The following is a 21,871-nucleotide window of genomic DNA, read 5'->3' as shown; positions in this document are numbered from 1 at the left end:
CCAGGTGAGAAGGAGCACGCGCTCCGGCTCTCGCCTGCGCGCTGAAGAGGGAGGAAATAGGTTAGCAGGTTGGGTGGTGTATGACACCACCGGCCGCGCAGCGGGGCCTGCTCCGCGCCGGAGGCTTGTCGCAGGGGAAGCGGCGTGAGCCAGAATGAAGCCGGCCGATCTCCTCGAAAGGCACGCGGCAAGCGTCCGCCGAGGAAGGATTCTGGCGACCGCATCGTCTTCCGGGTGACCGCCGAGGAGCGGCAGCGTCTGGTCAGCGAGGCTGGCGAAGTGGGGATATCGACCTACGTTCGCGCCCGTCTGTTCGGTGGCGGCGTGCGCAATCGTGATGCCCTGCGCAAGATCGCCGCGCTGCACGTCGCGGGTCGCCGCATCCAGCAGCTGGCCGAGACGCACGATGTCGACGAGTTCGTGATCGCCACGACGCTCGGCGACGTGTGCACCGCGATCCTGGGGTTGGTCGACGAATTGGACGATGTGGTGGATGGCGATGAAAAGGCCGACGCCCCGTGATCGTGAAACGCATCCCGGCGCGCCCGGCCGGGCGCAACGCGACCACGGAGCGGGCGAGGCATGCGCGCAACCTCGTCGACTATCTCCGGCAGCCCGAGAAGCAGAGCGAGGAGAAGGATTATCAGGTCGCCTATATGCTGCGCGAGAAGCTCGGCGGCACGAAAGGCGAGCGCCTGTTCCATATCGGTGGTCGCAACTTCGTCAGCACCGCCATCGAGGGGCAACGCGCCGAGATGATCGCCGTCGCGCAAGCGGCAACCCGCAGCCCCAATCCGATCGACCACTGGCTGCTCAGTTGGCGTGAGGGCGAGTTGCCGACGCCTGGCGAGATCGACGAAGCGGTCGGCATGTTCCTCGGGCATCTCGGCGTCAGCGACCAGCCGTGCATCTATGCTTGCCATGGCGACACCGACAACCGCCATGTCCACATCGCGCTCAACCGCTATGATCCGCTTGCCCGGCGGATGATCGAGATCAACGACGGCTTCACGCTCGAGGCAGCGCATCAGGCGGTTGCCTTGATCGTCGATCGGTTCGGCTGGCAGGCCGAAGCCGATGCGCGCTACACCGTCGTGGACGGCAGGTTGGTCATGGCGCCGGGGGCCGCGGCAAGGCAGGAGGAGGGACGCAAGCCGCTGGGTATCAAGGCGGCGGCGTTCGAGAACCGGACCGGCTATCGTTCCGCGCAACGCATCGCCCAAGAGGAAGCCGTGCCCCTGATCGGGGCGGCGCGATCGTGGGACGAGTTGCATCGCTCGCTCGCTGAGGCCGGTATCAGCTATGATACCATCGGGACGAACGGCGTCATCCTGTCGGTTGGAAACGAGAAGGTACGAGCGTCGGACGTCGATCGGTCGATCACCCGCGTGCCCTTGGAAAAGCGCCTTGGGGATTTCGTCCCGCGAGCGGCCGCTGTGAAAATCGCGGCCCGTGACGTGAAGGGGGAGCGGTTAGCGAAGGCCTTTAGGGCTGACGAATATCGCGGCGAGCTCGAGCGGTGGAAGAGGTGGCAGAAAGCCAAGCGCGACGCCGCATCGTCAGAGCATACCACCGATCGTGCACGCGCGGCTGCCCTCGCCAAGCAAAAGGCGCCCAAAAGGCCCGCGCCAAATCTGGAAAGCTGGTATTATGAGCGCGGGGAAGGGCCCTTTGCCGAAGCGTGGCGTCATCGCCATAGCGCAAGGGCGTTCCCCAGTTTCGGAGTGGGGAGCGGCAAGCGCCCGGCCGACCTGCTGTCGATCGACGGATTTCGCGCCTATCCCTGCTCGGACGGCGTCCGCTACGCCCGGAAAGCCGATGGTCCCACAGCCTTCCTCGACAGGGGTGAGGCAATCGACGTGATCGCACGGGACGAGGCGGCCATGCTCGCCGCGTTTCGTCTTGCCGTTCAAAAATCGGACGGCCGCGTGATTGTGACGGGCGATCCCGAATTCCGTGAGCGGACCTACGCCATGGCCGTAAGACATGGCCTCGCCGATGCACTGGCGGACCCCGATCTGGCGCAGCGGTGGCGTGCGCTTCAGCCGTCGCTCCCGCAACCGGATGATGTTCTCGCTGAACAACTTGCTCCGCCGCCCGCTGCTGTCGTTGGTCCATCGCTTTCGCCCCTCCCGCCGGCGCTACCGGTCCAAGGTGCGAAGGACGATGTGCCTGAAAGCTCGGTCGAGGCTGTTGCGACGGCATCACCATCGGCGAACGTGATCAAGCGACCGATACCCCCAGCGAAGTCGCCCACGGTGCCCGAACCCGGGCCGCACGCAAAGGTGCCTCATCATGCTCTCGTTGGGCGAGCGACCCCACCGCCCGTCGCGGCGGTCGGTCCATCGCCATCGCTCGCCCCGACGGCTGGCCAGGTCGAAGGTGCGAAGAACAATATGCCTGCAAGCCTGGGCCAGACCGTTCCTGCCGCCTCACCATCGGTGAACGTGATCAAACGACCGATGCCCGTCGCGAAAGCAACGGCGATGCCTGAGCCCGTGCCGCACGCAAAGGTGCTTTCACTGGCATCGACCGAGCCGGACTTGGCGCTGCCCGTGGTGGACCAAAGAAAGCGCCGAAAGGCGCGTGATGCGAACCCACCCCGCCTGAGCAAAGGTCCGAACGATATAGACTTTCCACCCGGTTTCCCGCCTCGCGGACGGGAGGCCGGGCGCTAGTAGAGCGCCCGATGCAGAAGAAGCGAAGCAGGAGTGCGCCTTGGCGGCTGTACCGTCAGGGTGAAAAAGAAGGCGACGCGTGTGCAGCCCACGCAGCCGGAGTGACAAAGACAATGAAGACCAAGAATGCGGCTGTGGTACCGTGGCACAGCCCGGCCGAGGTCATGGACATGATCTATGACGTGCGCGAACCCGGCTGTGAGGCCGTCGGCTATGCGCTGCTGCGCCCGCGATCCCGGCAGAGCGTCAACCACGTCATGGCGGTGTTCGGCAGCAAGCTGGCGCCGTTCAAACCGGAAGCCGATGCGCCGCGGACACCGTGCGGCTTGCCCGTCACGGCTCGCGACCATCGACTGATCCTGGCGCAGGGGGCGCCCGATACCCCGCTGTGGCGGCTGTTGGAGATTATGATTTGAACGTCCGGCCGCATCAGCGGCTGCTCGCCGCGATCCTGACCATCAAAGGCGAGTATGACATGCCTTCGCATGACCTGCTCGACATGGCGTCGGCCTATGCGGCTGTTCATCTGGCGGGCGGTCGTCGCCTGTCGACGATGGCAGTGCTGCACGTGCCCGGTGACGGACTGAGCACCGCCCGGCAGCATGTCCACCTCTGCGTGTTGGCGCGACAGCACCTGCCGAGCGGATGGGCCGGTGAGCATCCCGATCTCGTGGACACGGCCCATCAACTCTGGGCGGACGAGATCAGCGCCTTCCGCACGGGATGGAGCAGGATCACGGCGGCGGCCTGAGTGGCACGGGGCGGCATCGGCCGCCCCATATCCTACAGGGTCAACGATCGCCCATCACGTCGGTCCAGCTCAGATCGAACCGCGCCAGATATTTGCGCAGGCGATCGGCGTCGTTGGTCGAGGTGCGCTGACGGCGGGATGCAGCGAACAGGGTGCGGCCGGCTTCGGACAAGGAGCGGCTGACCCAGCATGTCGCGACGACATGCGCCAGTTGGACCCGATCAAACGGGTCCAGCGCCTCCAATTGATCGGCCGACAGTAGCCCGGCGAGTGCATCGGGCGCGTCCGCCCCGCCCGTCCAAAGGCGCTTGAGCCGCGCGATCTCGGCGGTGACGCAGTCGACGTTGATCCGTCCCGACGGACTGAAGGTCGCCATGCGGGTGACGCTGGCGGCGAGGTCGCGGAAGTTGCCCGGCCAGCGCGCCTCGGCACTGGTCGCGAAGCCGAGATAACGGTCGCGCGCTTCCTTGTTGAAGGTGATGCGGTCGCCCTCACGCTCGGCGTGGCGATCGAGCTCATAGTCGAGGTTGGGCGCGATATCCTCGCGGCGCTCGGCAAGGCCGGGCAGCGCAAAGGTCCAGAGATTGAGCCGCGCATACAGGTCGTCGCGGAACGTCCCCGCCGCCACGCAGGCGGCAAGGTCGCGGTTGGTACCAGCGATCAGCTGGAAGTCGCTATCGACTTCGCGATCGGCACCCACCGGCAGGAACCGCTTGTCCTCGATCGCGCGCAGGATCATCGCCTGTTCGTCGAGGCCGAGTTCGCCGATCTCGTCGAGGAACAATACGCCGGTGTCCGCCGTGCGCAGCAGCCCGGCGCGGTCCGCGGCCGCCCCGGTGAACGCGCCCTTGCGGTGGCCAAACAGGGCCGACATCGCGCTGTCACCCTTCAGCGTCGCGCAGTTCACCTCGACCAGCGGCCCCTTCACCTGCCGCTTGACCCGCTTCAGTTCGTAGATGCGCCGGGCGAGCTGGCTCTTGCCCGCGCCGGTGGGTCCCATCAGCAGCAAGGGCGCGCGGCTGCGGACGGCGACCTGCTCGATCTCGTCGATCATCGCGTTGAAGGCAGCGTTGCGGGTGTCGATGCCCGATTTCAGGAAGCTGGTGCTCTCGGCGCTGTCTGCGGCGAAGCGCGTGGCGATGCTGTCGTAGCGCGACAGGTCGAGGTCGATGATGTTCCATGTCCCCGCCGCGCGGCCAGACCCACGGGCAGGTTGTGTCTGAAGCAGGCGACCGGGCAGATAATGTGCCTCGGTCAGCAGGAACAGGCAGATCTGCGCAACGTGCGTGCCGGTCGTGATGTGGACGAGATAGTCTTCCGCATCGGGATCGAACGGATAGGCCCGCGCGAAGTCGAGCAGCTTTCCATAGACCTCCTCGAAGTCCCATGGGTCGGCGAAGTCCATCACCTGCATCTCGACCCGCGTTTCCGGCGACACGGAGGCGATGTCGAGCGCCACGAATGCGGCAAGGCGCGCATGCTGGGTCCCGTGGATCAGGACGAGCCGGTCGACCCGCAGGTCTTCGTGCATGGTGAGGCCGACCGTCGGTCGCCAACGGCTCCACCGCCCGGCATCGAACTTAGCGGCATCGAGCGTCGAGCCAAGGAAACCGATAGCGACAATGGGCTTCATGGCGATACTATAGGATAAACTACGATCCATGTCGATCGTAACCACTTTAGGAGTGGATCAACCCGCTCATGATCGAAGTGCCGGGAAAATCTCTAATTACTAGGTGGATAGGCAAGATATTCTACTGTCGCGCGGCATTTGGCACGCTCCTCGCAACGCCATTTTCGTCGGATCGCATGGTATCGAACGGTTCGACACGCGGCAGAGGCGGCCGGAATAGGCCGGCCGCCTCACAGGTAAGTCCGAGGAGTTAGACGATGACCGCCACCGCTTACGAATACACCGACGTTCCCGGCGGCGTGCCGATCAAGGCGTGGACGCGCGGCGTGCCGGTCGAGGACGGCGCGCGGGCGCAATTGGCGCGGGCAGCGCAGATGCCGTTCATCTTCAAGCATGTTGCGGCGATGCCTGACGTCCATGTTGGAATCGGCGCGACCGTGGGTTCGGTGATCCCCACCAAGGGCGCGGTCATTCCGGCAGCGGTCGGTGTCGACATCGGCTGCGGCATGATGGCGGCGCGGACCTCGCTGATGGCGAGCGATCTGCCCGACCATCTGGAGGGCGTCCGCTCGGCGATCGAGGAGGCGGTGCCGCACGGTCGCAGCGTCGGCCGGGGCAAGCGCGACAATGGTAGCTGGGGCAGCCCGCCGCCTGCGATCGTGTCGGCGTGGGCGACGCTGGTCCAGCGCTTCGACCGGATCTGCGAGAAGCACCCGCGGCTCAAGAACACGAACAACCTCGTGCACCTCGGGACGCTGGGCACCGGCAACCACTTCATCGAACTGTGCCTCGACGAAGAGGCGCGGGTGTGGGTGATGCTGCACTCGGGGTCGCGCGGCGTCGGCAATGCGATCGGCAGTTTCTTCATCGAGTTGGCCAAGCAGGACATGCGCAAATGGCACCTGAACCTGCCCGATGAGGATCTGGCGTACTTCCCGGAAGGGACCGACCATTTCGACGATTATGTCGAGGCGGTCGGTTGGGCGCAGGATTATGCGGCGCTCAACCGGCGGATGATGATGACCAACGTCATCGCCGCGATGCGCAAAGTCATCGCCAAGCCGTTCGAGGCGGAGTTGGAGGCGGTCAATTGCCACCACAATTACGTCACGCGCGAAAACCACTTCGGCGAGAATGTGCTGGTGACCCGCAAGGGCGCGGTGCGGGCGGCGAAGGGCGTGATGGGGATCATCCCCGGATCGATGGGCGCCAAGTCGTTCATCATCCGTGGCCTTGGCAACCCGGACTCGTTCGATAGCTGCAGCCACGGCGCAGGCCGGGTGATGAGCCGGACGGCCGCCAAGAAGCTGGTGACGCTGGACGAGCATATCGCCGATACGGCGGGCGTCGAATGCCGCAAGGACGAGGGCGTGATCGACGAGACGCCCAAGGCCTATAAGCCGATCGAAGCCGTGATGGCCGCCCAGGCCGATTTGGTGGAGATCGTCCATACGTTGAAACAGGTGGTGTGCGTCAAAGGGTGACGCACACCATTGGTCAGAGTGAATATCATGATCGAGATTGATGGCAGCGAGGGCGAAGGCGGCGGACAGGTCGTACGCAATGCGTGCGCGTTGTCGCTCGTCACCGGGGAGCCGGTCCGCATCACGAATGTCCGCGCCAAGCGGTCGAAGCCGGGGTTGATGCGTCAGCATGTCACCGCGATCGAGGCGGCGTGCGCGATAGGTAGCGCGACGTGCGAGGGGCTGGTCGTTGGGGCGTCCGAACTGACCTTCCGTCCCGGCCGGGTAAAGGCTGGCGATTATCGCTTTTCGGTCGGAACGGCGGGATCGACGGGGCTGGTGTTGCAGACGGTCCTGATGCCGCTGCTGCTCGCCGACGGTCCGTCGCGGCTGGTGCTGGAGGGCGGGACCCACAACATGCTGGCTCCCCCCTTCGAGTTTATCGAGCGCTGCTTCCTGCCGATCGTGCGGCGGATGGGCGGGCAAGTGGACGCGAGGCTGGTCCGGCATGGCTTCTACCCGCGCGGCGGCGGGCGGATCGAGGTGGACATCGCCCCCTGCCCACTCCGGCCGATCGAGTGCCTGACCCGCGGCGAGGCGGTCGGCGTCTCGGCTTGCGCCTTGTTCGCCGGGCTGCCCATGTCGATCGCCGAACGCGAGATCGCCGTGGTCCGCAAGGCGTTCGACTGGTCGGAGCGCGAATGCTTCATGCGCGAACTGCCGGTCGATCAGGGCCCGGGCAACATCCTGCTACTGGAAGCGAAGTTTGAGCATGTCACCGAGATCGTCAGCGGTTTCGCGCAACTGGGCGTCACGGCGGAGCGAGTTGCGAAGACGGCGGTGGGGCGGATGCGCGGCTATCTGGCGTGTGACGCCTTTGCCGGACCGTATCTGGCCGACCAGTTGCTGTTGCCGATGGCCTTGGCGGGCGGCGGCATGTTCACCACGGTCAAACCGAGCGAGCATGCCCGCACGGCGGCGACGGTGATCGAGCGCTTCACCGGGCGGCGCACCCGGTTCGAGCAGCAGGACGGAGGGGCGCATGCCGTGACGATCGGCTGACGGATTGCGAGCGTAACGACTTTCTGCTATCTGCCCTGCGAGCCCGCACCAACCGGCGGGCCATACGGAGACATGCTGTGTTCGACCTTGCCGCCCATTGCGGTGCACGGGTCGGCGGTCTCCGGCCTTTCGCGTAAACGTCCCACGACGTTGGCGGTGGGCCGGCATCCGCCCCCGCCGCACCTCACCCTTTCGACAGGAATGACGTCGACGCGTGCGCTTGCGCCGTCGGCCTGAGAGACGCGTGGATACGACATGGACGAACTGGATATCGTTCGGGGCCTGATGCTCCGGACGGCGGGCGCGTTGCCCGCCACGGCACCGCTCGCCAAGGCGGTGCTGGAATGGGCGGAGCCGCATCGGCCCTGGCTGCTGCCCGACATGGAAGGCGAATGGAACTGGGAAACCCTGCTCGCCGGTCTCACTGCTCCGCGTGGGGAACCGGTGCGGGCGGAGGCGCTCGAACTCACGGGCACGCTGGCGCGGTTGCTGGGATTGTCGCCGATCGATGCGGCGCTGCTGCGCCTGATGGTCGCGTGCGACCGATTGCCGCGCGTCGGTGCCTTGGCGCGATTGCTCAGCCGTCACGGGCATGACCTGCCGCAACTCCTCGGCGAGACGGCCGGGGCGGGTGTGGAGTACGCGGACCGCGCGGCGCGGCGGGGTGCGGTCACGCGGCTGGGCTTGGCCTGCTTCTCGGCAACCCGTGAGGGTGAGGCGGATGTCGAGATCCGCTGGACCTTGCAACGTCTGCTCGACCGGGCTCCGGCGAGCGAGGAGGCGATGCTCGATACTTTGGTAGGCAGGCGGCAGGCGGCGACGCTGGGGCTCGACGCCTTTGCACATGTCGAACCGATCGACTTCCTCGTCCGCCTGCTTCGCGGTGCGCTGGGCGAGGCGGCGGCGGGGGTCAACATCCTGATCTACGGCCCGCCCGGCACCGGCAAGACCGAACTCGCGCGCACGCTGGCGGCGGCAGCAGGCGCGGTGCTGCACGGCGTCGGCGAGGCGGACGAGGACGGCGAGGAACCGCGAAGGTGGGAGCGCGTCGCGGCGCTGGCCCTGGCGCAGCGTCTGCTCGGCGGGCGGGGGCCAGCGGTGCTGCTGTTCGACGAGATGGAGGACCTGATCGGCGATGCCAGCCCGTCCGCGGGCGGCGACTGGTTCAGCCGGCGTGAGGGAAGCAAGGTCTTCGTCAACCGGCTGCTGGAGGCCAACCCAGTGCCGGTGATCTGGACGACCAACGCGATCGGCAATGTCGACGCGGCGATCCTGCGGCGGATGAGCTTCGTGCTGCGGCTCGACCTGCCGTCGCGTGCGGCGGCAGCGGCGATGCTCGACCGGGTGGCGCAGGAGGAGCGGGTGAAGCCGGGTCTTGCCTTCGCCACGTTGCTCGACGCCGCACCAGAGGCAGCGACGGTTCTGCGGATGGCGGCGCGTGCAGGTAAACTGGCCGGTGAAGAAGATGGCGGCACCGTCGCAGCCGAGGCGCTGGTGCGGGCGCTACGCGGTGGTACGCTGCCACCGCCCGGCCCGGCGGCGTTCGACCTCGACCTGTTTGAAACCGATCGGCCGGTCGATCGCCTATTCGCGGCCATGGCAGATGGCGGGGCAAGCGACGTGTCGCTGCTACTGACGGGTCCGCCGGGCACCGGCAAGACCGCCTTCGCGCATCATCTGGCACGGGCGCTCGACCGGCCGCTGCTGGTGAAGCGGGCGTCCGACCTGTTGTCCAAATGGGTCGGCGAGACCGAGGCGCAGATCGCCGACGCCTTTGCCGAGGCGCGGCGGCGGGAGGCCGTGCTGTTGTTCGATGAGGCGGACTCGCTGCTGTTCGACCGCAGTACGGCGCGGACCACTTGGGAAGTGGGACAGGTCAACGAACTGCTGACGTGGCTCGACTTGCATCCGTTGCCGGTGGTCGCTGCGACGAACCATGAGGCGGGGCTGGATCCGGCGACATTGCGGCGGTTCGTCTTCAAGCTGCGGCTGAAACCGCTCGGGGCAGAGCGTGCCGCCGCCGCCTTCCTGCGTTTTTTCGGAGAGCCCGCCCCCGCATGCCTTGGCATGGTAGAGGGGCTGACTCCCGGCGACTTCGTGGTGGTCGCGCGGCAGTTGCGCCACTGGCCAGCGGCGGATGCGCTAGAATTGGTGGAACGGCTGCGAGCGGAGGTCGCCGTGAAACCTGGCCAATCGGTGCGACTTGGCTTTTAAACAGCTGGACGGGGTGGCCACTGCCACCCCGTTCGATTGTCAAAATGCGGCCCGGTCGGTTTTCGGCGCCCGCGCCAGCACGGCGGCCTCGAACGCCTGCTTGAGGCGGCGATCCGCATCGGTGCCCGCTTCCAGGATGATGGAATTGCTGCCCATGCCGGTGCTGCCCCGCAGCGTCGGCCACACCGTATCGAGCTCGCCGCCGGTATAGGTCATGCCGCAAATCTTTACCGCCTGCGGCGCGCACCAGTACCAGGTAAGCCCCTGATCTTTCACTGCATCGGGCTTGCCGTACTTGGCGGTGAGCTGTGCCTTCATCGCCGATTCGCCCATCGCGGTGCCTGGGATGGTGACCTCAACGCGCGACACGCTATCACCCCCGGCGATTTGGGCGAACTGGATCTCGGTACGCTCCTGATGTGGGCCCATGGCGATGATTTCGGCGATCCCGGCATAGGTGGGATTGGGTGCCGTTGTACCCTTGCGGTTCGCCACTTCCACCGCGACGCGCTGGGCGAAGGACGCAGTTTTGCGCGTTTCGGTCACCCTGTATCCGGCCTGTTGCAGGGCGGCCTTCACCTGCTGCGGCGTGTCGCCGAGCCGAATGCCGGCCACGTCCATGGTTGCCGGATCGGCGGCATAGGCGGGTGCGGCGAAGGTGAGCAGTCCGGCTGCAACTGCTGCGAACATCATTCTGTCGTACATGGCTATGTCCTTGTGGTGATGCGGGATCAGCGGAGGATCAGGCTGAGGAAGCCGGCGGTGTCCTGCGCGCCGGCGACGTGCCCGGCGTCGAAGGCATGGGCGACGCCGAGCCGCAGCGAGGAGGTAGGCGACAGCGCAGCCGACCAGCCAAGCTCGACGTCCATCTCGCGCGCGGTCGGTGTCAGGTCGACGGTGGTGAGGCGGGTGGCGAGCACGCCGGTCATCAGGTCATAGGCGACTGGCGCCTCGACCACTGCGCGGGCGCGCTCGAGCCGGAGCGGCGAGGACAAGCCAACCGTCACGGTGCCGCCGCCGAGGCGATGCGCGGCGTCGAGCGCGAACGCCGTCCCGGTCATCGGCCCGGTAAAGCGCAGCATGTCCGATCCGCCATAGACCCGGGTGGTGGCGGCCGTGGCCCGTGTCGACAGCAGCACGCCAGCAACGGTTCGGCTGGCGGTCAGCGTGGCCAGCGTCGTCCGGCTGCCGGAGAGGGCAAAGCCAGCGGGGCCGCGCAAGCCCAGCACCTGACCGCGTTCAGTCAGGTCGGACAGTTCGACACCGAGGCCCATCGGCGATGCGAAAGTGACGCTGCGCAAAGCAGAGCGGCCGTCGCGCGATGCGCCGGAAGCAAAGCCTGCCGACCAACCGTTGCCACTCCACGACGATGACGTACCGACCGGCGCGGCGACGACACCGCGCAGGGCAGAACCGGCGATGCCCGCACCTTGCCCGATCCCGACATTGGCGCTGAAGCTGACGGTCTGGCCTGCGGCAGGCGAGAAGGTGAAGGTGGCCGGGCGGCCGGAACGCGCCGCGGCCCATGGTCCGATGGCGGCGGAGGTGAAACCGAGCTTGGGGTCGTTGGCCGTGGTGGCCAGCCACGGCGGATCGATCGTCCCCAGCATCGCGCCTGCCAGCAACCCCGATCCCCGGCTGCGTGGTGCGGCGCTGCTGGTCATGGCGAAGTCACGGCCATAGCGGACGAACACCGTCATGCGGGTCACGGCATCGGATAGCTGCCCGCCGCTGCCGAAGGGGGCCGACAGGCTGAGCGAGGAATAGCGCGCCAGCACCATGTCGGCGGCGGTAAAGGCGCTGGCCGGTGCCTGCGCCTTCATCGCCGCCTCGATGTTGAGCAGACCGGCACCGAAGATTTGGTCGGCACCCTTGTCGCCGAGGTCGGTGGCGGTATCGAGCAGGATGCGCGAGATCGCCTTGCCGCCGAGTTGCGGCCAGTATTGCTTGAGCAGCGCGGCGGCCCCGGCGATGGCGGGGGCGGCGAAGCTGTTGCCGGTGACGGTGGTCAGTTGCCCGTCCTTGCCGACGACGCTGACGTCCGTCGCAACCACCGCCAGCGTGCGGTCGGCGAGATCACCGGGCAGGCCATTGCCGCTGGGCGGTCGCAGCGCACTGTCGACGCGGATGCCGAACAGGAAATTGTTCTTGTTTTCCAGATTGCTGCCAACGAAATTGCGGGTGATGGTGCCTAATGCTGCACTCTTGTCGTCGACAAAGTTCGAGACGGACTGGACGAGCAGCCGGTCGGCTTTAACGACGCCGTCCATGGCGTTGCGTTGGTCGGTCGCCGCCTGACCGGCTGCCCCGCCGTTCAGGCTCATCGAGATGACGAACGCCCCTTTCTCCACCGCATAGGCGATGGCCGCGGCGATGTTCATCGGATTAGCGCTGTCCGCCTCCTTGATTACGGAGGTCGCGGTGACGCCTTCGAGATCGGGGGCGGCGATCTTGAGGGCGAGTAGTGTGGCGTCATAGGCGACGCCGTGCACGCCCGAGCCGTTTTTCGCGGCGAGCGCGACTGAGGCGACCTCGGTGCCATGGCCCTGTACATCGTCCAGCGGGAAGGTCACCGTCTCCGGCGCACAGGTGGCGCAGCGCGCGATCTTGCTTTCGAACGTTTTGCTGTCGGGCGAGATACGGCCGGCGAACTCGGCGCTGGTGGTGGCGATCCCGGTATCGATGACAGCGATGGTCACGCCCTTGCCAGTGATGCCCTTGTCATAGGCATAGGCGGCCTTCGCGCCGACCACAGCGCCAGACGCCTTGTACTCGGCGCTATCGGCAGCGCTGGGCGGCGGGGTCGGTGTGGGTGATGGCGTCGGTGTCGGGCTCGGCGTCGGCGTGGGTGCAGGCGTCGGGATCGACCCTGACGAAGCGACGCCGCCACCTCCACCGCCACAGGCCGCGAGCAGCATGGCTGCTGAAATCACCGATGGTGTTTGAAATGTTTTCCGCCACTGGCGGCTGTGTCCCGCAACCATACGCACCCCCGTGTCGGGCGATGCATCGGCTTCCCCAGCCGGCGGCACCGCCCCGTGAAACGAGGCGATGCCGGCCCGAAAGCCGGAAGTTGAGAACTCGCGATTAGACGAGCGCGCACGCCTTTGGACCCGAAGGCCTTGGACATACGCGTGCGCCTCCCGGCCGAAACTGGTTCGGGCCGGGCATTCGGCTACTAATCGCGGGGTTCTCACGCCCCGGTCCGCCTGCTGGCGAACGTGGCTGGTGTAGGCCGGACCGGTTAACGAACCAAGTCCCGCCGTGCAGGAACGCCGTTCGGGTTGCTGCAACATGCGGCAAGCTGGGTCGCTTCTGCCTGAATAATCCGACGTATTTCGAGATGTTTACCCTCTCCAGCATCGACAATCTGCTGGAGGAAAGAAAATGAAGCGCCGCCTTCCGTTGGTGTTCCGCGTGAGCGCCATCCTGCTGCTGACCGCCCTGATCGCCGGGCAATGGTGGCAGCGCCAGCCCGCCGGCACCATCGCCGGCTGGGTGCCCGCCATGGCCGAAGTCTATTGCCCGGCCGCCGCGATCCATCATTCCGGGACGATCGCGGAGAGCGCCCGCACGCTCGATAGCTGGGCCTATGCCGTGATCGGCAACGCCGTCTTTCGCGATGGCCGAGACCGCTGTGGCGGGAAGAGGGGAAGATCGGCCGGGGCCGAGCGAAGCCCTGACGAGAAATGAAAATCGAAGGGGCCTGATCCGGACCAGCCGGCCCGGGGATCACGCTTGTCCTGCAAAGGCTCCATGTCCCCCATGATCCACGATGTTTTGCCGACCGCCTCGGTCGCGCTGATGAACTATGCCCTCGCCGCACTCGGCTGCGACGAACCCGCGCCGCTCTTCGGCAACTCCGGCCTGCCCGGGGCGGTCGAATGCCTCGACCACAACGTCATCATCGCGATGACGCCGGTCACCGAGCCGCTGTTCGACCAGGTGCTGCTGCGCTGTGCCGCCACGCGCCGTCGCGACACGCTGCTGATCCGGCATGGTTTTAACCCGGAAACCATCGACCCCGTCCGCGTCGACGTCGCGCTGCGCTCGATCACCGGCCGGCTGCTGCTCACCGACCTCAGTTTCTTTCGCGACCGCGACCAGGGGCTGCATCTGGTGCCCGCTCGTGGCGGACTGTCGGTGAAGCTCGGCCGCCACGGGGTCGAGATCGGCACCCGGCTGCCTTGGAACTGCCTGTGGGACCGCGCTGCCGGGCTGGAGTGCGCCGCCGCCCAGATCGTGCGCGCCTGCCGCAGCGAGAACCAGGGTTGAGATGAACGAGACGATGAACGGCCCCGATGCGGGGATGAAACCAGGAGATAGAATGATGACCATCACAACCTACGAAGCCGCCGTCACCCGCGCCATCGTCAAGCTGCTGCTCGGCAACCGCAAGCTCAAGCCCGGCGTCGTCATCACCGGTGGCGATCCGCTCGGGATCGAGGACAAGATGGAGATGGGCCGCCATGCCGTGGAAACCAGTTCCGATCTGCTGCACCTCGAATTTCGCAACCGTCCGACGCCGGCGTTGATCGGCATCGCGCTGTTCCTGCCGCGCGATGGCCGCTGCCACATCCAGAGCGGCTGCCGCTTGTGGCTGTCGAAGTCGGGCAACCGCGGGCTAATCCTGCCGCAGGCCCATGTGCGCGGGCATTTCCGCCTTGCGCCGCGCGAGATCGTGCACATCGACGGCAAGCCCGCCGACGATCTGAGCGAGGGTATCGACCGTGCCAGCGCGTGGCTAACCCGGCAAGTCACGCGGCCAGACGTTCAGTATGACGACGCCCAGTGCACGCTGTGGGCGCAGGCCGCCTGACGGATCGGGTCGAGGTCTATCACCCTATACGGACGGTCCAGCGAATTCGGACAGCTGCGGGTATATTTCCGCCGTGTGTGTCCGAATATGCCGTCTCGGCCGTATAGGGTATGAGGAAGGCTCGTTTCCCCTCGAACCAACGGTCGTTGTGAGCGATCGCCGACGGTTGATCGAAGGCGAGACGCTGCACTCGGCTATTACGATGCGCGCCCGTCCGCTAACCGAACAGCGGCTTCAGCGGATTGCCGACGAGGCCGCTGACCATGGCCGCCTGGATGCGGGTGGCTGGCCAAAGCTTCGACAACGGCCCGACGATGCGGTCGCGCATGAACGGGATCGCCCGGCTGTCGGACTGGTAGACGGGGGTGAACAGCGCCGTCAGCGCCTGGTACAAATGGACATGCCGCCGCCGCATCGCGATCGCCGAACCGAGTGCCGCCGCGACATTCGGTGATCGCCGCAACGCCAGCGCCAGGGCATAGGCATCGAGCAGCGCCATGTTCGCGCCTTGGCCCAGTTGCGGGCTGGCCGAATGCCAGGCATCGCCGATGTGGATCATGCCCGCCTCCGCAGGCGTCGATAACGTGCGGTGCGCATAATGGGCGAAGGTGAGTTGATCGGCTGATCGGATTTGGTCGAGCAATCCTCGCGTTGCTGGCCATAGTGTGGATACCTCGGCCTTCCAGACGTCGAGCCCGGCCGCCTTCCATTCTGCCAGCCGATCCGCGCGCAACGACCAGAACAGCGCGGCCTGTCGGCGCAGGTCGCCGGGAAACCGCCCGATGGGCAGGACGCCGACCATCACGCTCGCCCGCCGATAGCGCTGTTCGAGTGCGAAGGGATCGAAACCGGCATCGGCGGGCCAGTCCAACGTGCCCCAGAGCGCACCATAGGCAAGTTTGCGACCGCAGGGTGGCGCCAGCGGCGTCCGCGTGCCGAGCGCATCGACGATCAGGTCGAATGGCCCGACGCGGCGACCGCCCTCCAGCAGCAGGAAGCGGCGGTCGTCTGCTGCCATCTCGCTCCCCGTCACCGCGCAGCCGGTTTCGATCGCGATCCGCTCGGCAGCGACGGCCTCATGCAGCACGGCGAACAAGGTTGCGCGGTGGACGCCGATGCCAAACCCTGCGCCTTTGCCGAGCGCGGCATAGCGGACGTCGAGAACGACCCGGCCGCTGCTTCCCGCCTCGCCGTGGAGGCGATCGATGCGCGCGCCGTGTTCGAGCAGCGCGTCGGCCAGCCCGAGTTCGCGCAGGACGGCAAAGCCGGTCGGCTGGATCATCAGCCCTGATCCCACCGGGCGGGGCGCATCGAACCGCTCTAACAGCGTGACATGGTGGCCGTCGCGATGCAGCAGCAAAGCCGTGGCGAGACCGGCCGGGCCACAGCCGGCTATGGCAATGTGTAGACGCTGCATCGCGCCAGCCTAACCGAGGTCGGGCGTGGCGGCATCCTCTTTGATGCTGGTGACGGCCACGGACCGCTCGATGCCGATCGCGTTCAGGAAGCGAGCGTCGTGGCTGACCACGAGCAGCGCCCCGTCGAACCCTTGCAGCGTGCGTTCCAGAACCTCAATCGACTCGATATCGAGATGGTTGGTCGGCTCGTCGAGGATCAGCAGCCAAGGCGGCTGCGGTCCGGAGAGCGCGGCGGCCAATCCCGCCCGCAGCCGTTCTCCACCCGACAGCGTGCCGACGAGCCGCTGGGCATCACGGTTGCGAAAGGCAAAGCGCGCGCAGGCGGCATGGACCGCCTCTTCGTCCAGCGTGGGGTGGAGTCGGCGCAGGTTACCGACGATGGTGTCGGCGGCGTCGAGCAGGCCGACATGCTGGTCGAGCATGGCGATCCGATCGGCGCGTCGGCGAACCGTACCGCTGGCCGGCGCTAGGTCGCCCTTGGCGAGGCGGAGCAGGGTCGATTTGCCGGCGCCGTTGCGGCCGGTCAGTGCGACACGCTCGGGCCCGCAGATCGTCAGCGACCAGGGTCCGAAATGTCGGTCGCCATATGCGACGGTCGCTTGCTCGATCGCGAGCACCTCCGCCTGCGACGGCAGACCGGTGGCTGGCAGATCGATCGTCAGCGGCGTCAGCACCTCGACCCGCGCCTGGGCAGCGTCGCGGGCTTGCACGGCCTCCTCGATCTGTCGGTCGGCGAGGCGGCGGGCCTGTCCCCCGCTATTCTCCGCGCGCTCGGCGCGGGCACCGAGCAGGATCTTCGGCTCCGATCCCTTGGCGGCGAAGGTGCGCCCGGCCTTGTCGCGCCGGTCCTTGGCCTCGCGCGCGGACTGAGCGGTCAGGCGGGTCGTGCGAAGGGCGGCATCGGTGCGGGTCTGTTCGGCCTCCGCACGGGACCGTTCGGCATCGCGTGCCGCCGCAAAGGCCGACCAGCCGCCGCCGACGATGCGATTGCCGATTGGGCTCAATTCGACGATGCGGTCCATGGTTTCGAGCAGCGCGCGATCATGGCTGGCGATCAACAAGCCGCCGCGCCAGCCCGCGATCCAGCGTTCGATGGCGGCCCGACCTTCGGCGTCGAGATTGTTGGTCGGTTCGTCGAGCAGCAACAGGTCGGGCTTGGCGATCACCAGCCGGGCCATGCCAACCCGCGTCCGCTCGCCGCCGGACAGGCTTCCCATCGGGCGCTCCAGGTCGATGCCGTCTAGGCCGACATCGGCGAGCGTGGCATCGATCGCGGCCGGCAGTGTCCAGTCGGCGGCGTCGAAGTCTGCCGCGGTGCCGTCCCCGGCTTCGATCCTTGCCAAGATCGACAGCGGGCCGTGGACGCCAAGCGCCTGTGCGACGCTATCCCCGTCATGCCAAAGCTGGGCGAGCCGGTCGACCGTTCCCGTGCGTTGGACCGAGCCGGACAAGGGAAGCGCTTCGCCTGCGACGATGTGCAGCAGCGTCGACTTGCCCGATCCGTTGCGTCCGACCAGGCCGACGCGCTCGGCGCCGACCGACAGGGTCAGATCATGAAAGAGCGGTCGGCCGTCAGGCGTGGCGGCGGAAAGGTTGGAGAGAGTGAGGAAGTTCGACATGAACACCGTGGCGGACGGAAAGGGCAGGGCGGGTAGCGCTGATCTTCCGGTCGTTCATGGTCGTGGCTCCTTCGGTCTCGCCACTGGTATAGCCGATGGCGGCCCCCACGTCACCCGCCGTCAGAGACAGCCGAGGCCCGCCAGCGCCACCCGCACTGCGTCGTCCAGCGGCGTACGGGGTTCCTGCCCGAGTTCCGCCACCAGCCGATCGTTCGCCAGGCGCACCGGCTGCTGCCAGAGATAGCGCATTTCCATCAACTCGCGTGGCGTCGTGGCGAACAGCGCGGCCAGGCGAAGCTGCCACCAGGGCAGGGGGCGGATCGGCACGGCCGGATCGCCGAGCACGCGGGCGATCGCCTCGACCATCCGGCGGCCGTCCGGGTCCCAGTGGCCGTCCATATGGAAGCGCGCGAAGGCGGGCAGGGCGGGCCGGTCGAGCAGGCGCGCCATCGCCTCGGCGACGTCGGGGAGGTACGCCCATTGATGACCGACGCCGCGCGCGCCGGGATTACGGATCGCGCGGGGGCGGGAGCCGGGCGCGATCAGTCCCTGGCCGAACCAGTTGTTCGCGGCGCCCGGGCCGAAATAGTCCCCAGCGCGGACGATCAGGACCTTGGCATCGCCAGAGTCGGCCGCGGCTTGCAAGCGCCGTTCCAGCTCGACCCGGATCGCGCCCTTGCGGGTGCGCGGATGCTGGGGGGCATCCTCGGCGATCAGCGGGAAGGCGTCGGCACCGAAATTATAGACCGTGCCCGGCAGCACGATCCGCGCGCCGCTCGCCTTCGCCGCCGCCAGCGTGCTGTCGAGCATCGGCAGGACCAGTTTCTCCCAGTCGCGATAGCCCGGCGGGTTGACGGCATGGACGATGACGTCCGCCCCTGTCGCTGCGGCAATCACGCCAGCCTGGTCCAGCGCATCGCCCCTCACGCCTATGCATCCCTCGGGCAGGCGCGCGGTATCGCTTCGGGTCAGTGCCCGGATGGTCCAGTTGCCGGCGAGCAGTCGCCGGGCCAGCGCCCCGCCAATCCCTCCGGTGGCACCCAGAATTAGTGCTGTTCGCTGTGTCATCATCGCCTCCATCGTGACAGCGACGATGATGATGGCAATTCAGTGAAACGAAAATTGCTGAAAACCGGCAAGCCGCTATACGGAAATCTATGAGCAACGAACCAAGCTGGGACGTCTATCGCAGCTTCGCCGCCGTGCTGCGCGAGGGATCCTTGTCCGGTGCGGCTCGGGCGCTCGGCATGACGCAGCCGAGCATCGCCCGCCATATCGATGCGCTCGAACAGGCGATCGACGGCAAGCTGTTCGTCCGCTCGCAACGCGGGCTATCGCCGACCGATCATGCGTTGTCGCTTCGTCCCCATGCCGATGCGCTGGTGGCTGCTGCGGCTGCGCTAAGGCGGTCGGGCCGCGGCGGTCCGGATGCCGTCTCCGGCGTCGTACGGATCAGCGCCAGCCAAGCGGTCGGCGTCATGCACCTGCCGCCGATCCTGACGGATCTCCGCCGGGCGTATCCCGAGTTGACGATCGAATTGTCGCTGTCCGATCAGCCCGATGATCTGCTCCAACGCCATGCTGACATCGCGGTGCGGATGTTCGAGCCGACCCAGAAAGCGTTGGTCGCCCGCCACGTCGGGGATGTTCGTCTCGGTTTCCACGCACGCCGCGATTATCTCGACCGGCGCGGGGTGCCGAACACATTGGCCGATCTGTCCGGCCACGACCTGATCGGCTTCGACACCGAGACGGATTTCATCCGCTCAGCCATGCGGTACCTGCCGGGTATCGACCGGTCGGCGTTCGCCTTGCGGGTCGACAGCGATGCGGCACAGTTCGCGGCCATCCAGGCGGGGTTCGGGATCGGTATTTGCCAGACTGTCGTCGCAGAGCGTGATCCGGCGCTTGTGCGGATTTTGGTCGATGCGCTGGATCTGCCGCTGCCTATATGGATCGTGATGCATGAGGATCTGAGGCGCATCAGGCGATGCCGTGTAGTGTTCGATATGTTGGCGAAGGCCTTTATGCGCTGACCCCGATCTAACCTTTTGATCCAGTCGTTGGGGTTGGTGAGGCAGGCATGTCGTCGGATCTGGTGGATAGCGGTCTGTCCGCTTTCGGGCGAAACATCGTTGTAACCTGCCGATCGTTCGGCCTGTGGGCAGCAAGCTTTGAACGTTCGTGAAGGCTGGTTAGCAGACCCGCAACTCCGGCGGCCGCTACGGACTAGTCTCGGCAGCAACGTTCCAATCAACCTCGCTGCCGTGGCCGCGACAGGATGTATCGCGCTCAGCCAGATCCGACGGTGGGTTCTCTGTCCTCTGCCTCGACCAAACCTGTCTGGAGTCTGTCCGCTTGCCTCCCGCCTGCAAATAGGCCTAACCACGTCCGGGTGTCGAACAGGTGCATCGCCCGACTTCTGAGCCACCCCACCGAAGCGCCGCGAGTTTGTTCTTGAGCGGCTGGCAGGAGTCTGACGGCTGGGCGTGGCGCGACGAGGAGGATCTCGCGCGTCGGCTTGCCGGCCGCGTTGAACAGCACTTCCCGGGCCAGGTCACTAGTTTAGCCGTGCGGGTGAGGGAAGGTCGCGCCACTCTGGTGGGCGAAGTGGCGAGCGAGGCATGCAGGTCGTTCGCTGTGCGCACCCTACATGGGTTCACGGGCGTCCTCAGCGTTTTAGATAACGTCGAGGTGTGCGGGGTTCTCGTTCCGGCGCAGGACGAGGGCTTCTCGGCCGTAGGCTTTGGCAGCCTTGAAGGCGTCAACCAAGCTGCTCACCATGGCGACGTAGGTGAGGAGACGATCGCTCGTCATCCCGCGATCGAAGTGGCTGGAGAAGCAGTTCCGGGCGCGACGCTGTCGATCACGGTCGATCTACGGGAGATTGCCGATCCTGCCACCGTCGGTTTCTTGAGCGTCACGGCCCCGACCGGCTGGGAGGAGCTCACGTTCACCGTCTACTTGGCCTCTCCGGACATCGAGGTCGACGAGGACGAAGGCGTCGAGCTACTCCTTCGAGCGGATGGCACCACGGTGCCTGCCCGCTTCTCCGGAACGGTCCGTGCCGATGCCGTCGACTCCTTGAAGCTCGCCGTAACCTTCGTTCACGGGACGCGCTTCTGCGGGAGCGCGTATCGCGACGTAGCGATGGTCGACAGCGCTCGATCAGTCAGGCCTGAGCCGGTCGTCGCGTACAACCGCGCCGCCGGGCAGCCTGATCTCCTGGTCAAGATCATGGCGTTTGGTACATCAACGCTTGTCTGGGATTGGCTGCCGCGTTCTCGAGAGGGGCTGAAGAGCGGGAGGCTGGCAGCGCGACTGGATCTCGGAGCTGATCCGATGTCCTACGCAAGGGAGCTGTTCCGAAGTTGCTCCGACATGGGGAGGACGGACTTCCGGCGCCGCTTGCGAGGGGTGGGCGAGCAGATCTGGCTCAGGGCGCCCACAGACTTCCGCGCAACCTACGCCGACATGGTCAGGGTGCAGGGGTCCGGCTTCTCGATTCAATTCGTCACCGACGATCCGTGGGTGCCTTGGGAATTGATGCGGCCTGAGGCCGACGATATGGATGACGAGCGCGACCATCTGCTGCTGATGCATCCGGTCGCGAGTTGGCCGGCCGACAGTCAGGCGCACATGCCGGACGTGCTTCCGGCTGGCAGGGTTGTCACCTTCGCGCCGAAATACGACGGAGATGACGCGCTGCCGGATGCCCAGCTTGAAAGCGAGCGCTTGGTCGGGGATTTCGGGGCGAAGCCGATGCCTGGCACGAAATCCGCTTTCTTAGCGCTGCTTGAGCAACCACCTGCCGAGACCGTTTCCATCATCCACTACGCGGGACATGGTGGCCAATCTGACCACAGCCGGGGCCTCTGGATGGAGGACGGCTGGCTTCACCTCGACGAAGTCAGGCACTCGGGCGTGAAGCTCGGTAAGCGCGACGGCAGCATGGTCGTCCTCAGCGCTTGTGACGTCGGCGCATCAGCGATGCGCCTTGGCCTCCTCGACGGCTGGCCCTCGGCCTTCGCTGCGAACCGGTTCGGCGCCATCGTTGCGCCGCTTTGGGAGCTGGACGACGATGCCGCGCCGGAAATCGTAATTGACATGGTGCAGCTGCTCTTGGAAGAGGGACGCTGGACTTGCCTCGGCAAGGTGGAGAGTTCCCTTGAAGTGAAAGGCGAACTCAATGACGAAGCAGCGACGGTTCACGA

Annotated in this window: 18 protein-coding genes; 12 read left to right on the top strand and 6 right to left on the bottom strand. The window is 66.5% G+C overall.

Going from position 1 to position 21,871, the window contains the following annotated elements; translation table 11 throughout:
* The first annotated feature begins 234 nt into the window (after positions 1-234).
* The 4 genes from ACTHQV_RS17925 (at position 235) to ACTHQV_RS17910 (ending at position 3,429) form a co-directional block, all read left to right on the top strand.
* Complete coding sequence (locus tag ACTHQV_RS17925) at positions 235-522, top strand: hypothetical protein (RefSeq protein WP_440492106.1); 288 nt, start codon at positions 235-237, stop codon at positions 520-522.
* The gene (locus ACTHQV_RS17920; RefSeq protein WP_440492105.1) at positions 519-2,678 is read left to right on the top strand and encodes a relaxase/mobilization nuclease domain-containing protein; all 2,160 of its coding nucleotides are present in this window, start codon (positions 519-521) and stop codon (positions 2,676-2,678) included. Before ACTHQV_RS17925 ends, ACTHQV_RS17920 begins: the two co-directional genes overlap by 4 nt.
* A 113-nt stretch (positions 2,679-2,791) precedes the next feature.
* Positions 2,792-3,094, top strand: a complete 303-nt coding sequence (locus ACTHQV_RS17915; protein WP_440492104.1) for a hypothetical protein — start codon at positions 2,792-2,794, stop codon at positions 3,092-3,094.
* A complete protein-coding gene (locus tag ACTHQV_RS17910; RefSeq protein ID WP_440492103.1) occupies positions 3,091-3,429 on the top strand; it encodes a hypothetical protein in 339 nt (112 codons plus the stop codon). The genes ACTHQV_RS17915 and ACTHQV_RS17910 overlap by 4 nt, the downstream gene beginning before the upstream one ends.
* A gap of 40 nt (positions 3,430-3,469) precedes the next feature.
* Here ACTHQV_RS17910 and rtcR read toward each other — a convergent pair whose 3' ends face one another.
* A complete protein-coding gene (gene rtcR / locus ACTHQV_RS17905; RefSeq protein ID WP_440492102.1) occupies positions 3,470-5,062 on the bottom strand; it encodes an RNA repair transcriptional activator RtcR in 1,593 nt (530 codons plus the stop codon).
* Positions 5,063-5,319: 257 nt separating this feature from the next.
* On the opposite strand from rtcR, the gene ACTHQV_RS17900 reads away from it, so the two are divergent.
* The 3 genes from ACTHQV_RS17900 (at position 5,320) to ACTHQV_RS17890 (ending at position 9,801) form a co-directional block, all read left to right on the top strand.
* Positions 5,320-6,546 carry an RtcB family protein gene (locus ACTHQV_RS17900; protein WP_440492101.1) on the top strand — a complete coding sequence of 409 codons (1,227 nt, stop codon included), beginning with the start codon at positions 5,320-5,322 and terminating at the stop codon, positions 6,544-6,546.
* 27 nt (positions 6,547-6,573) lie between these two features.
* Positions 6,574-7,587 (top strand): RNA 3'-terminal phosphate cyclase, encoded by a 1,014-nt coding sequence (rtcA, locus tag ACTHQV_RS17895; protein ID WP_440492100.1) that lies wholly within the window; start codon positions 6,574-6,576, stop codon positions 7,585-7,587.
* Positions 7,588-7,842: 255 nt separating this feature from the next.
* A complete protein-coding gene (locus tag ACTHQV_RS17890) occupies positions 7,843-9,801 on the top strand; it encodes an AAA family ATPase (protein ID WP_440492099.1) in 1,959 nt (652 codons plus the stop codon).
* Positions 9,802-9,840: 39 nt separating this feature from the next.
* Here ACTHQV_RS17890 and ACTHQV_RS17885 read toward each other — a convergent pair whose 3' ends face one another.
* Both ACTHQV_RS17885 and ACTHQV_RS17880 read right to left on the bottom strand, forming a co-directional pair.
* Complete coding sequence (locus ACTHQV_RS17885) at positions 9,841-10,506, bottom strand: hypothetical protein (RefSeq protein WP_440492098.1); 666 nt, start codon at positions 10,504-10,506, stop codon at positions 9,841-9,843.
* 26 nt (positions 10,507-10,532) lie between these two features.
* Positions 10,533-12,719 (bottom strand): S8 family serine peptidase, encoded by a 2,187-nt coding sequence (locus tag ACTHQV_RS17880; protein WP_440492097.1) that lies wholly within the window; start codon positions 12,717-12,719, stop codon positions 10,533-10,535.
* A gap of 469 nt (positions 12,720-13,188) precedes the next feature.
* Here ACTHQV_RS17880 and ACTHQV_RS17875 point away from each other — a divergent pair, with 469 nt between their 5' ends.
* The 3 genes from ACTHQV_RS17875 (at position 13,189) to ACTHQV_RS17865 (ending at position 14,620) form a co-directional block, all read left to right on the top strand.
* Positions 13,189-13,494: a hypothetical protein gene (locus ACTHQV_RS17875; protein WP_440492096.1), complete on the top strand. Its 306-nt coding sequence runs from the start codon at positions 13,189-13,191 to the stop codon at positions 13,492-13,494.
* Between the two features lie 72 nt (positions 13,495-13,566).
* Positions 13,567-14,076, top strand: coding sequence for a hypothetical protein (locus ACTHQV_RS17870; protein WP_440492095.1), 510 nt, complete (start codon positions 13,567-13,569; stop codon positions 14,074-14,076).
* 52 nt (positions 14,077-14,128) lie between these two features.
* The gene (locus ACTHQV_RS17865; RefSeq protein WP_440492094.1) at positions 14,129-14,620 is read left to right on the top strand and encodes a hypothetical protein; all 492 of its coding nucleotides are present in this window, start codon (positions 14,129-14,131) and stop codon (positions 14,618-14,620) included.
* 217 nt (positions 14,621-14,837) lie between these two features.
* On the opposite strand, the gene ACTHQV_RS17860 is transcribed toward ACTHQV_RS17865, so the two are convergent.
* The 3 genes from ACTHQV_RS17860 to ACTHQV_RS17850 form a co-directional block, all read right to left on the bottom strand.
* Positions 14,838-16,037: an FAD-dependent oxidoreductase gene (locus ACTHQV_RS17860; RefSeq protein ID WP_440492093.1), complete on the bottom strand. Its 1,200-nt coding sequence runs from the start codon at positions 16,035-16,037 to the stop codon at positions 14,838-14,840.
* A gap of 9 nt (positions 16,038-16,046) precedes the next feature.
* Complete coding sequence (locus tag ACTHQV_RS17855; RefSeq protein ID WP_440492092.1) at positions 16,047-17,657, bottom strand: ABC-F family ATP-binding cassette domain-containing protein; 1,611 nt, start codon at positions 17,655-17,657, stop codon at positions 16,047-16,049.
* Between the two features lie 120 nt (positions 17,658-17,777).
* A complete protein-coding gene (locus ACTHQV_RS17850) occupies positions 17,778-18,725 on the bottom strand; it encodes an NAD-dependent epimerase/dehydratase family protein (protein WP_440492091.1) in 948 nt (315 codons plus the stop codon).
* 89 nt (positions 18,726-18,814) lie between these two features.
* Between ACTHQV_RS17850 and ACTHQV_RS17845 the strand changes: the two genes are divergently transcribed.
* Positions 18,815-19,693, top strand: coding sequence for a LysR family transcriptional regulator (locus tag ACTHQV_RS17845; RefSeq protein WP_440492090.1), 879 nt, complete (start codon positions 18,815-18,817; stop codon positions 19,691-19,693).
* Positions 19,694-20,114: 421 nt separating this feature from the next.
* A partial coding sequence (locus tag ACTHQV_RS17840) for a CHAT domain-containing protein (protein ID WP_440492089.1) occupies positions 20,115-21,871 on the top strand: 1,757 nt, incomplete at its 3' end.

Origin of the sequence: Sphingomonas sp. SAFR-052, assembly GCF_051965015.1 — a bacterium.
In the GTDB taxonomy this organism is placed as follows: Bacteria; Pseudomonadota; Alphaproteobacteria; order Sphingomonadales; family Sphingomonadaceae; genus Sphingomonas.
This window is presented reverse-complemented; position numbering and strand designations above follow the sequence as displayed.

Coding starts and splice junctions, on each gene's coding strand:
- ACTHQV_RS17855 (WP_440492092.1), bottom strand. CDS start 17,657: ATGTCGAACTTCCTCACTCTCTCCAACCTTTCCGCCGCCACGCCTGAC.
- ACTHQV_RS17875 (WP_440492096.1), top strand. CDS start 13,189: ATGAAGCGCCGCCTTCCGTTGGTGTTCCGCGTGAGCGCCATCCTGCTG.
- rtcA (WP_440492100.1), top strand. CDS start 6,574: ATGATCGAGATTGATGGCAGCGAGGGCGAAGGCGGCGGACAGGTCGTA.
- ACTHQV_RS17885 (WP_440492098.1), bottom strand. CDS start 10,506: ATGTACGACAGAATGATGTTCGCAGCAGTTGCAGCCGGACTGCTCACC.
- ACTHQV_RS17865 (WP_440492094.1), top strand. CDS start 14,129: ATGATGACCATCACAACCTACGAAGCCGCCGTCACCCGCGCCATCGTC.
- rtcR (WP_440492102.1), bottom strand. CDS start 5,062: ATGAAGCCCATTGTCGCTATCGGTTTCCTTGGCTCGACGCTCGATGCC.
- ACTHQV_RS17850 (WP_440492091.1), bottom strand. CDS start 18,725: ATGACACAGCGAACAGCACTAATTCTGGGTGCCACCGGAGGGATTGGC.
- ACTHQV_RS17870 (WP_440492095.1), top strand. CDS start 13,567: ATGATCCACGATGTTTTGCCGACCGCCTCGGTCGCGCTGATGAACTAT.
- ACTHQV_RS17915 (WP_440492104.1), top strand. CDS start 2,792: ATGAAGACCAAGAATGCGGCTGTGGTACCGTGGCACAGCCCGGCCGAG.
- ACTHQV_RS17880 (WP_440492097.1), bottom strand. CDS start 12,719: ATGCTGCTCGCGGCCTGTGGCGGTGGAGGTGGCGGCGTCGCTTCGTCA.
- ACTHQV_RS17900 (WP_440492101.1), top strand. CDS start 5,320: ATGACCGCCACCGCTTACGAATACACCGACGTTCCCGGCGGCGTGCCG.
- ACTHQV_RS17890 (WP_440492099.1), top strand. CDS start 7,843: ATGGACGAACTGGATATCGTTCGGGGCCTGATGCTCCGGACGGCGGGC.
- ACTHQV_RS17860 (WP_440492093.1), bottom strand. CDS start 16,037: ATGCAGCGTCTACACATTGCCATAGCCGGCTGTGGCCCGGCCGGTCTC.
- ACTHQV_RS17845 (WP_440492090.1), top strand. CDS start 18,815: ATGAGCAACGAACCAAGCTGGGACGTCTATCGCAGCTTCGCCGCCGTG.